This is a genomic window from Mycobacterium sp. 852002-51057_SCH5723018, from assembly GCF_001667035.1.
In the GTDB taxonomy this organism is placed as follows: Bacteria; Actinomycetota; Actinomycetes; order Mycobacteriales; family Mycobacteriaceae; genus Mycobacterium.
Genome location: NZ_LZIR01000050.1, coordinates 1 through 10873, shown reverse-complemented (window position 1 = coordinate 10873; position 10873 = coordinate 1). Strand labels below are relative to the sequence as shown.

Annotated in this window: 5 protein-coding genes; 2 read left to right on the top strand and 3 right to left on the bottom strand. The window is 71.6% G+C overall.

From position 1 onward, the window contains the following. Positions 1-206 (bottom strand): hypothetical protein (locus A5764_RS11240; protein ID WP_156664621.1); only part of this gene is annotated, 206 nt, incomplete at its 3' end. Positions 207-386: 180 nt separating this feature from the next. After that, entirely contained in the window at positions 387-1154 is a 768-nt protein-coding gene (locus tag A5764_RS11235) for a hypothetical protein (RefSeq protein ID WP_369807306.1), read from the bottom strand. Positions 1155-1399: 245 nt separating this feature from the next. Here A5764_RS11235 and A5764_RS11230 point away from each other — a divergent pair, with 245 nt between their 5' ends. Beyond that, positions 1400-3328: an MFS transporter gene (locus A5764_RS11230; RefSeq protein ID WP_082951647.1), complete on the top strand. Its 1929-nt coding sequence runs from the start codon at positions 1400-1402 to the stop codon at positions 3326-3328. On the opposite strand, the gene A5764_RS11225 is transcribed toward A5764_RS11230, so the two are convergent. Continuing rightward, a complete protein-coding gene (locus tag A5764_RS11225) occupies positions 3321-6722 on the bottom strand; it encodes a TM0106 family RecB-like putative nuclease (protein ID WP_067113138.1) in 3402 nt (1133 codons plus the stop codon). The genes A5764_RS11230 and A5764_RS11225 overlap by 8 nt on opposite strands. A gap of 728 nt (positions 6723-7450) precedes the next feature. Here A5764_RS11225 and A5764_RS29840 point away from each other — a divergent pair. Further along, on the top strand, positions 7451-10873 hold a 3423-nt coding region (locus A5764_RS29840; protein WP_304441323.1), incomplete at its 3' end, for a PE family protein.

Below are 10873 nucleotides of genomic sequence, written 5' to 3'. Positions count from 1 at the left end.
GGCTTGGGTTGCGGGGCGGGGGCGTCGGCGTGTTCATCAGCGGGGGCCGTCGAGGCGGGGGCCGCCTCGGAGGCGGACTCCGGGTTGTAGTCGACCAGGAACTCGTGCCAGCTCGGATCGACCGACGAGGGGTCGTCGCGGAACTTGCGGTACATCTCCTCGACCAGCCATTCGTTTTGACCGAATGGTGAACTGACGTTGCTCACGGCCGCTGTTCGCCTCAATTCCTATGCTCTGCAAGCGCTTTTGCGCGGCGCCCGCGACTTTCTGCGCCCCGGTGCGTGGGGCATCTCACACGCGCGGCGGTTCTTCATGCTTCCGCCCCACTAAGGCTAACCGTTTGCCCGTAATTCGCGAGCGTGACCGGGTACGGGTGAGATGGGCCGCTAGCCGGCTTCATGGATCGGGGGCAACAACCGCAGCGGGCTGGGCCACCGCGCGGGCGGGGCGCCGTACGCGCGGCGAGCGTTGCGGACGATCTTCTTGCCCGCCAGGTAGTTGCCGACGGCGCCGACCAGCGCGCCGATGCCGACCGGAAGCATCTTGCCGAAGAGCAGCGCGCCGCGCCGCACCGTGTACCGCTTGACCCACGACTTGAGCAACCGCTGGTTCAGCCGCGACATCGACGACAGCGGCAGCGTGGCCACGCTTTCCGAAATCCAGCCGCCGTTGGTGCGGCCGGGACCGACCAGTTCGGCGACGGCGTGCTTGCTGTCGTCGCCGGCCAGCACCGCCAGCACCAGCGCGCGGCGCCGTTCCCGGTGGTCGGCGGGAATGCCGTAGACCACCGCCAGCGCCAGCACGAACAGCGCGGTCGCCTCGAGGAACGCCACCGTTTCGGCCGCGGCCGCGGACAGCGCGCTCAAGGTGCCGATCCCCGGGATGGTCGCGGCCGCGCCCACCGCCACGCCGCTGGCCGTGACGACGGACACGTAGCGCTTTTCCAGCTTGGTGGCGATCTCGGCAGGGCTCGCGCCCGGGTACGTGTGCCGCAGGCGGGACACGTAGGCCTCGGCCGCCGGACCCTGCATCCGCGAGCTCCGCTCGATGACCTGCGCCAACGCCCGCGCGGACGCCTTGGGGCGGCCGCCCGTTGCGGCCGTCGCCCGGCCCGGCTCAGACATCTGTGAAGCTTTTCTCCGTCGGCCCCGCATCTTGCTCATCCTGTTGGTGGGTCTGGCCTCTCCTTCGAAAGGCGTCCTTCCAGGCTAACCTGCCCGCCGCGGAACGCCGGGGCGAGCGGAAAGTCTCACCATTAGCGCCGCGGCTGCGCGGCCGATCGGCTCACCGGCAATAATGCAGGCTGGATAGAGGTCGGTGTTGATTCGGGCCGCTGCTCGCGGGTAGGCAAGTCGACCAGACAGGCATTCCTCGTGGGGAGCTGAAGCGGGGTGGTGGGATGACCACGGCGACGCCACGGTCGCCCGGGGCGACCCGGCGCGCGGGGCCAAGCCGCGCCGGCCTCCTGAACCGCGTCACCGCGTTGTCGCACAGCGGAAACCCGTGGAACGCGCTATGGGCGATGATGATCGGGTTCTTCATGATCATGGTCGACTCGACCATCGTCGCCATCGCCAATCCGACCATCAAGGCCGGCCTGCACACCGGATACGACGCCGTTGTCTGGGTGACCAGCGCTTATCTGCTCGGGTATGCGGTGGTGTTGCTGGTCGCCGGCCGGCTCGGCGACCGGTTCGGCCCTAAGAACCTCTATTTGATCGGGCTGGTGATATTCACCGCCGCCTCGCTGTGGTGTGGGCTGTCGGGCAGCGTCGCCATGCTCATCGCCGCCCGCGTCGTGCAAGGGGTGGGCGCCGGGGTGCTCACCCCGCAGACCCTGTCGGTGATCACCCGAACGTTCCCCGCGCAGCGGCGCGGTGTCGCCGCGAGCGTGTGGGGCGCCACCGCCGGCGTCGCCAGTTTGGTGGGGCCGCTGGTCGGCGGCGCGTTGGTCGACGCGCTGGGCTGGGAGTGGATTTTCTTCGTGAACATCCCCATCGGCATCGTCGGGGTGGCGCTGGCCGTGTGGCTGGTCCCGGTGCTGCCCACCCAGACGCACCGGTTCGACCTGGTGGGCGTCGCGTTGTCCGGGGCCGGCATGTTCCTGATCGTCTTCGGTTTGCAACAGGGGCCGGCCGCCCACTGGCAGCCCTGGATCTGGGCGCTGATCGTCGCCGGCGTCGGGTTCATGTCGGCCTTCGCCTATTGGCAGGCGGTGAATCGTGGAGAGCCGCTGATTCCGCTGGACATCTTCAGGGACCGCGACTTCAGCGTGTGCAACGTCGGGGTGGCGGTCGTGTCGTTCGCGGCGACGTCGCTGATGGTGCCGCTGCCGTTCTACGCGCAGGCGGTGTGCGGGCTGTCGCCGACGCGCTCGGCGCTGTTGATCGCGCCGATGGCGGTCGCCAGCGGGGTGCTCGCGCCGTTCGCCGGCCGGATCGTCGACCGATACCACCCGGGCCCCGTGCTCGGTTTCGGTTTCTCCCTGCTGGCGACGGGGCTGACGTGGCTCGCGTTGGAGATGGCCCCCGACACGCCGATCTGGCGGCTGGTTCTGCCGTTCTTCGCGATCGGCGGCGGGATGGCGTTCGTGTGGTCGCCGCTGACGGCCACCGCGACCCGCAACCTGCCGCCGCAGCTGGCCGGCGCCAGTTCCGCCGTGTACAACTCGGTCCGCCAGCTGGGAGCGGTGCTGGGCAGCGCCGGCATGGCCGCGTTCATGACCTCGCGGATCGGCGCCGAGATGCCGCCGCAGCGGCCCGCCGAGCCCCCCGGCGAGGGCGGTGTCGTCTTGCAACTGCCCGAGTTCCTGCGCGATCCGTTCTCGGCCGCGATGTCGCAGTCGGTGCTGTTGCCCGCATTCATCGCGTTGTTCGGGATCGTCGCCGCGCTGTGCCTAGTCGGCTTGCGGCCTTCGGCGTCGGCGGGCGACGGCTACCCCGATGACGCCGACTTCGCCGACGATGACGACTACGTCGACGATGACGACTACGTCGAATTCCTGCTCCTGCGGGAACCGGAGAGCGAACCGACACCCTCGGCAGTGCCGCGGCGGGGGTACGAGCGAGACATCGACGCCGAGCCCGCGGCGGAACGGGTCGCGCGCCCTCGCCCGGCGCCCGCCGAGGTCCGGCACAGCGACAACGTCGATTCGTGGCATGGTCTGCTCGGCGAGCGGGTTTCGCGCGCCGCGCCGATCGGCTATGCGCACAACGGCTCTCGTGTGGAAGGCGGCCAGCGTTTGCGACCTATGGTCACGCCGCGCCCGCACCGGTACCGCCCCGACCCCGACGAGGACCCCACCAGCTACGGCCGGCACTCTAGGTAGGCCGCGTCAGCGCCAGGAATGCGCCGAGGTCGATCAGGCCGGCCGGCGTCGCGGGCAGGTACTCGGTCAGCAACCGTGAGCGCACGATCACCGCGGCGTACTGTGCCCGGCTGACCGCGACGTTGAGCCGATTCCTGTTGAGCAGGAAGGAGATTCCGCGCGGCACGACATCGGCCGACGAGGCCGTCATGGAAACGAACACCACCGGCGCCTGGCCGCCCTGAAACTTGTCCACGGTGCCCACCCGGACCGCGCCGAGGCCGGCCGAGCTCAGCCGCTGGCGCACCAGCGTCACCTGGGCGTTGTAGGGCGCGAGGACCAGCACATCGCCGGCGGTCAAGGGCCGGGTGCCGTGCTCGTCGGTCCACGGCCGGCCCAGCAGGCGCCCGACCTCGGCGGCGATCGCGTCGGCTTCCTCGGGGCTGTCCACCGAATTGCCTTGGTGTTCAACCGAAACCACCTGGACACCGGGCCGGTACCCGTCGAGGCGGCGCGCGGCGGTGCATTCGTGGGAATGCAGTCGTCCCTCGTAGGCCAGGGCCGAGACGGCGGCGCAGACTGCCGGATGCATCCGGTACGAGAGGTCCAGGAAGTAGCCCCGCTCGTCGGGCAGCGTGCGCCGGCCGTCCACCAGCCAATCCAGCGCGGACGTGTCGACCGGTTCGGGATGGGTGCCCTGGCTGACCTGCGGCAGCTGCTGGGGGTCGCCGAGCAGCAACAGGTTGGCCGCCGCCGGCGCCACGGCGATGGTGTTGGCCAGGCAGAACTGGCCCGCCTCGTCGATCACCAGCAGGTCCAGGCTGCCCGGCGGTACCCGGTTGGCGTTGGCGAAATCCCATGCGGTGCCGCCGATCACGCAGCCGGGATGATCGGTGATGAACGCCGCGTATTCGCTGCCGTCGATCTCCTGCCAGCGCGGGGCGGTGCGGTCGTAGCGTTTCTTCGCCACCCGCGACGGATCCAGGCCGGCGTCGATCACGCAGTCCAGCAGGTTCTCCACCGTGGCGTGTGACTGCGCCACCACGCCGACGCGCCAGCCGTGTTCGGTGACCAATCGGCCGATCACCCGGGCGGCGGTGTGCGTCTTGCCGGTCCCCGGCGGCCCGTGCACCGCCAGGTACGACGCGTCGAGGTCGAGCGCCGCGGCGGTGATGTCGGTGACGGTGTCGGCGCTGCGGGGCAGCGGGGCGCCGCTGCGGGTGCGGGGCGCGCGGCGCAGCAGGATGTCGACGACGGCGGTGCGCGGCAGCGCCGGCAACCCGGCGGCGACGGTGGCGGCGGTCGCTTCGATCGACTCCCGCAGCGCCGTGGTGGGGATCGGAGGCCCGGGGGTAAGCGCGAACGGCAGCTGGTGAAAAGCGTTGCCGTCACTGCCGACTCGCTCGACGATGAGCACTTCGCTGGGTACCGCCGGATCGTCGACCGCTATCACTTCGGCGCGGCCGGCCGCGCGCCGGTCCGGGTTGTCGGTCACGCTCGGCGGGGCCGGGGGCTCGTAGAGCGCGAAGACGTTCGTCGTCAGGTCGCCGCGGGCCAGCTTCCCGCGCAGCTGCACCGTCCGCCGCGCCTTGCGCGCGCGGGGCGGGGTGTGCCAGTCGACGCTGACCGACGCGCTGTCGGCGAGGAAGACGTCGGTGTCGTCGGCCCATTCGTCGACGGGGAAGTTCAGCCGGTCGAAGTGCGCCCACCAGAACGGTTTGTCCTCGCGCCGGTGATAGCCGCGCGCCGCGGCCACCAGCGCCACCGCCGTCTGCTCGGGCGTGCGATCGTCGACGCCGGCGTCGCCGGTGAACCTCAACAGAGTCATCGCCGGCTGGTCGCGGTCTTCGACGGTGTTGCCCTCGCGAACCGGTTGGGCGCCAATGGGTATCACGCCGGCCTCGTAGGCGCGCATCATCAGCCAGTTGCGCAGTTCCCGCGTCGAGGTGCAGTCGTAGTGGTTGTAGTCCTCGATCTCCTTGAGCACGGATGCCGCCTCGTCGAACTGGCCGGCGGCGCGTAGCTCGCAGTAGCGGGCATACGAGGTGATCGATTCGGCGGCCGTGGTGACGTCACCGGCGCGCAGCTGCGCCCCCATGTAGAGCGGCTCGAGCGCCTTGAGGCTGAACGACTCGGAGCCGACACGAATGCTCTTGCGCACCAATGGATACAGGTCGACCAGCGTCCCGCTGCGCAGCAGTTCGTCGACCTCGTCCTCGCCGACCCCGTACCGTCCGGCGAGCCTGAGCAGCGCGGTCTTCTCGTACGGCGCGTAGTGGTAGATGTGCATGTTGGGTCGGCGCTTGCGGCGCTTGGCCACCATCGCCAGGAAGGCGGTGAGCGCCTTGCGCTCGTCGAGCCGGTTGTGCGCCCACAACGGGTGAAAGTTCCCCCCGGCCTCCAGGACGCCGAACAGGTATTCCAGGCCCCACTCGTGACCGTCGGCCGTCCACAGCGGGTCGCCTTCGAAGTCGAAGAACAGGTCGCCGGGGTCGGGCTCGGGCAGCAGCGTGAGGGGCTGCGGGTCGACGATCTCGAACTGCGGGGTGCCGGTATCGCGTTGGCGGACTTGAAGTGTGGCCTGCGCGATCAGTTTCGCAAGGGCGGTGGGCGCGAGGTCGGGCACCGGGCCGGCGTGGTCGGCCAGCTCGGCGACCGTGCTGATCCCGGCGTCGACGAGCTTGTCGCGCTGGCTGATTCGCATTCCGGCGACCAGTAGCAGGTCGTCGGCGGCGCGCAGCTGCTCGGTGCACAAGGGACAGCGCAGGCACGCGCTTACGCCCTCGTCGTCCCAGCGCACCGGGGTGCCCGCGGCGTAGTGCTCGTCGAGCAGCCGCTGCAGCAGCGCACGCTGGGAACGGTAGACCGGGATCAGGTCGCCGATGCGGTAGCGGACGACGGTGCCGTCGCCCAGTTCCAATTCGGCGTCCGGTGCGACGGGGACACCCGAGCCGGCCAGCGTGTCGGCATAGGCCGCCAGCTGCAGCAACGCGGTGACCTTGGGCGAGCGCGCCAGCTTGGTGTCGGTGACGCGGTACCGCTCGCCGTCCAAGACCAGGAAGTCGGCGAAGCCGACGAACCGGCCGTCGAACATCGCGGCCTGATACACCACCGGGGCGCGGTCGGCGACGGCGCGTTGCGTTGCCTCGGCGGCGGCCGTCAGCCCGGCCAGCGTGTAGGCGGGGCGGCCGATGATCGCGACGCCGTCGCCGAACTCGTCGCGCAATCTGTCGAGCCGGCGCCGTTCGTGCTCGGTGCCCAGGGTGGCCGTGCGCGCGAGCAGTTCGTCTTCGACGGTGACGGCGGGGCCGCGGCCGAGTTTGGCGTCGAAGTCCCGAAGCAGGGCGTATTCGCAGCGCGCCGCGGCCGCGAGATCCGATGCGCTATAGACGATGCTGTCGCCGACGACGAACACAGCAGCAACTGTAGGTGAGGGGTCCGACGGGGCGGGAGTTCTGCGGGGGCTGCCTTCGGCTCGGGATCGGCCGGCTCTCGACGTCGTTAATTATTGCTTTAAATAATGTGTAATAACTGGCCGCAATGGACCGATTTCACTCCGGCAAATGGTGACTGGCCGGTTCTCTGGCGGGCCGCATCGGCAGCCAGACCGCTTTGTGCGTTTGCGGTGTCAAGCTCAGCTAACACTATGCTGTGCCCACCCAAGGCATATCGCTTCACCACACGTGTGCCGGAAGGGCAAACGCCCGGCCCGACGGCGTGCTGGCATGGGTGGTGCACGTCAATCTCAGCTATGTGCCGTAGCGTATTTCTCGCTAAATCAAAAATTTGCTGTCTACCACGGGCGGCGACGTTGTTTCGTATTCCGGCGCCAGGTTGCGCAGGCGAAAGAATGTAATTTGTCGGCCGGCCCCCACCCTATGTTGCGGCCGAGGCGCGCGGATTGAGCACGTTCCCAGCGGTTTTGCGCCGCGTCCGCCGGAACCGCCGCGCCACTTTGACTCGCTATACACACAGCTATCGTCATCCGAAAGCCGCCGCTTTCACTTTTTCGGCCTTGTGAAATTGATTGGTCCAAGTTTGCCAAAACGGCCGCCAAAAGCATGCGATACGGGTGTATCGTGCAAGCCGTTGTGAAGGACGGGCTCCCGGCGCCGACCTCCTCTCGTGGGATAAGGACTGAAAATGTCGACTTTCGTATTTGCATCGCCTAACGCTTTTGCCTCGGCGGCCGAGAACCTCTCTGGAATCGGTTCGGCGCTCACGTCGGCGAGTTCTGCGGCCGCGCCGGCGACGACGCAGATTGTGGTCGCGGCGCAGGATGAGGTGTCGGCGGCGATTTCAAAGTTGTTCGGCGGCTTCGCCCAGGAGTTTCAGGCGGCGACTGCGCAGGCCGCCGGGTTTCATGACCAGTTTGTGCAGGCGCTGAACGGCGGTGGAGTCCTCTACGCGGCCACCGAGGCCGCCAACGCGTCGCCGCTGCAGACGCTGGAGGACGACATTATGGGTGCGATCAATGCGCCCACCAATACGTTGTTGGGACGCCCACTCATCGCCAACGGCACCGACGGTGCGCCGGGGACCGGGCAGGCTGGTGGGCCGGGCGGGCTGTTGATTGGCAACGGCGGTAACGGTGGCTCGGGGGCGAACGGCACCGCGACCGGGCAGACCGGTGGCGCTGGAGGAGCCGGCGGGTCGGCCGGCTTGTTCGGCAATGGCGGTGTTGGTGGGGCCGGCGGTACCGGCGGCGCCGCGGGGACCGGCGGGCTCGGCGGTAACGGTGGCCCCGGGGGTCTGCTGGGTGGTTTCGGCGGCGCTGGTGGGGCCGGGGGTCTCGGCGGTTCGGGTGTGGGCCACGGCTTGGCGGGCGGCAACGGTGGCACCGGTGGTGTTGGTGGTGCCGATCGGGCGCTGGTGGGCTGGGCCGCCGGGCAAGGCGGTGCCGGCGGGGCCGGCGGTGTCGGTGATACCGGCGCGGCCGGTTTTGCGGGTGGCGGCTCGACCCCCGGCGGGACCGGTGCTCAAGGCTTTGCCGGCGGCGTCGGCGGTCAGGGCGGGGCCGGGGGCACCAACGTCGGGATCCTGGGTTCTGGTGGTGCCGGCGGTGTCGGGGGTGCCGGCGGCATGGGCGGAACCGGTGGAGACGGTGGCACCGGCGTGAACTTTGGGACGGTCGGCGGTAGCGGCGGGACCGGCGGCACGGGCGGGAACGCCGGTGCCGGCGGTGCCGGTGGTTCCGGCGGGTTGTTCGGCTTCAGCGGCGCTGCGGGGGCCAACGGTGTGGGTGGCACCGGCGGCACTGGTGGGGCCGGCGGCGCCGGCGACAACGGCGGCACCGCCGACCAGGCTTTCCAGGGTGGTAACGGCGGTACCGGCGGCAGCGGCGGCGCCGGTATCAACGGCAGCGGTGGCGGCGCCGGTGGCACCGGCGGTCAAGGCGGCCGAGGCGGCGATGGCCAGGGCCTCAGCAGCCCTGACGGGATCGCGCAGGCCGGCGGTACCGGCGGCACGGGTGGCCACGGCGGTGTGGGGACCGACGGCGGCGTGTTCGGCTCCGGTGGCGAGGGTGGCGCCGGCGGGACCGGCGCGAGTGTCGGTGCCGGTGCGACCGGTGGCGCCGGCGGGGCCGGCGGCGCGGGCGCCGCGGGGACGGACGCCGGACTCGGCTACGGCGGCGGCGGCGGTGGTGGCGGCGGAGGCGGCCTGGTCCAACCCACCAACGGTGGCACGGTCACTGACAGCACCGCGACCGGCGGGGCCGGCGGGGCCGGCGGCGCCGGCACAGCCTCTGGGGCTGGCGGGGCCGGCGGCACCGGCGGCTTAGGCTTCGTCCCCGCCGACGGCGCGGGCAGCTCCGTCACCGGTGCCACCGCCACCGGCGGCGCCGGTGGGGCCGGCGGCACCAACGGCGCTACCGGCGGGGCCGGCGGCTCCGGCATCGTCGGTGCTATCGCCGGTGGCACCGTCACTGACAGCACCGCCACCGGCGGCGTCGGGGGCGCCGGCTACGACGGCGGGGTCGGCGGGGCCGGCGGGTTGGGCGGTGTCTTCGGCGGCTCCGGCATCGTCGGTGCTAGCGCCGGTGGCACCGTCACTGGTGCCACCGCCACCGGCGGGGCCGGCGGCGCCGGCTACGCCGGTGGCGTAGGCGGCGTCGGGGGCGCCGGCATTGCCCAAGCCGCCGGGACGGGCAGCACCGCTGACGGCATCGCCACCGGCGGTGCCGGTGGGGCCGGCGTCACCGGCGGCACCGGCGGTGTCGGGGGCGCCGGTGGCGTCGTCGGCTACGTCGGCGGCTCAGCCTCGGGCGTCGGCACCGGAGGGGCCGGCGGTGTCGGCTACGACGGCCACAAGGGCGGCGGCGGTGGCTTCGGCCTTGTCTATGGCAAGTACGGCGCCGCCAGCGGCACCGGCATCGGCGGCGCGGGCGGCGACAGCGGCTTCGGCGGAGGGCCTACCGTCGTCAACGGCGGGGCCGGCGGCAACGGCATGGTCCGCGCGACCTACGGCGGCACCGTCACTGACGGCGCCGCCACCGGCGGGGCAGGCGGGGTCGCCGGCCGCGGCGGCGCCGACCATGGCGGCGTCGGCGGTGCCGGCGGCTACGCCAACGTCTCCGCCACCGGTCCAGGGAGTTCTGTCGCTGACGGCGCCGCGATCGGTGGGGCCGGTGGGGCCGGCGGCGACGCAGGCGCAGCCGCGGGCGCGAGCGGCGGCGGCGGTGGCGCCGCCACCGTCTCTGCCACTAATGGTGGCGCGGTGACCGGCGCCGTAGACACCGCCACTGGTGGTGCTGGTGGTGCCGGCGGTGCGGGCACCGATACCAGTGCGGGCGGGGCTGGCGGCGCAGGTGGCGCGGGCACCGTTTCGGCCGATGGGGCAAGCAGCACCGCGACCGGTAGCGCGACCGGCGGGGCCGGCGGTGGCGGTGGTACGGATGGTGCGACCGGTGGCATCGGTGGTGCTGGCTCCATCACCGCCACCAATGGCGGCGCCGCCACTGGCGTCGCTTCTGGCACCCACACGGCCGCAACTGGTGGCGCAGGCGGGGCCGGCGCCTCCGGCGGGGCTGGCGGTGCCGGTGGTGCCGGTGGTGCCGGCAGCATCATCGCCGATGGTGTGGGCAGCGCTGCGACCGGTACGGCGACCGGTGGTGCGGGCGGTGGGGCTACGGGGGCAGTCAGCACCGGTGGCTACGGCGGCGGCGCCCAGGTCCAGGCCTTCAGCGGCGGCTCCGCTACCGGCACCGCCACCGGCGGTGCCGGCGGTGCCGGCACCGTGGGCGGCGTCGGCGGCTACGGCGGTGAAGGCATCGTCGATGCCCGCAACGGCGGCACCGTCACCACCACCGGCACTGGAGCTACCGGCGGGGCCGGCGGCGCCAGCGGCACCGGACCGGGCGGCGGCGCGGGCGGTGACGGCGGCACCGGCACTGTCGAAGGCGAAAACGGTGGCACCGTCACTGACGGCGCCGCCACCGGCGGAGCCGGTGCGGTCGGGGGGACCGGGGCAGGCAGCTACACGGGTGGGGCTGGGGGCAGCGGAGCCGGTGCCACGGTCGCGGCCGGTCGGCCAGGTAGCTCTGTGATTGACGGCACCGCCATCGGC

Coding starts and splice junctions, on each gene's coding strand:
- A5764_RS11235 (WP_369807306.1), bottom strand. CDS start 1,154: ATGCGGGGCCGACGGAGAAAAGCTTCACAGATGTCTGAGCCGGGCCGG.
- A5764_RS11230 (WP_082951647.1), top strand. CDS start 1,400: ATGACCACGGCGACGCCACGGTCGCCCGGGGCGACCCGGCGCGCGGGG.